The sequence below is a fragment of the Winogradskyella ouciana genome, from assembly GCF_009709615.1.
GTDB classification, from domain to species: Bacteria; Bacteroidota; Bacteroidia; order Flavobacteriales; family Flavobacteriaceae; genus Winogradskyella; species Winogradskyella ouciana.
Genome location: NZ_WJYA01000255.1, coordinates 1 through 246, shown reverse-complemented (window position 1 = coordinate 246; position 246 = coordinate 1). Strand labels below are relative to the sequence as shown.

At 32.1% G+C, this 246-nt stretch carries 1 protein-coding gene; it reads right to left on the bottom strand.

Annotated features, from left to right (window positions below):
- A partial coding sequence (locus tag F1003_RS19105) for a hypothetical protein (RefSeq protein ID WP_202913936.1) occupies nucleotides 1-209 on the bottom strand: 209 nt, incomplete at its 3' end.
- Nucleotides 210-246 lie beyond the last annotated feature (37 nt).

Below are 246 nucleotides of genomic sequence, written 5' to 3'. Positions count from 1 at the left end.
TTTACAGTTGTATTTTTTGAAATATATCCATACTCTTTTAACCTTATCCAGCCAATTGTAGGAACTTTTACTCTATGTCTTTCTACTGTCCAATCTGTTTTGTTGTTTTTCGGAAAGTAGCACTTCACATCTTGCTTCTTCTTTTTTTTATATCGTGGAAACTGAGATAAACCTTTTAAAAAACGCTTAAAAGCTTTATCTCCATTCATAATCGCTTGTTTTACCGCTTTGCTCGACACTTCTTTT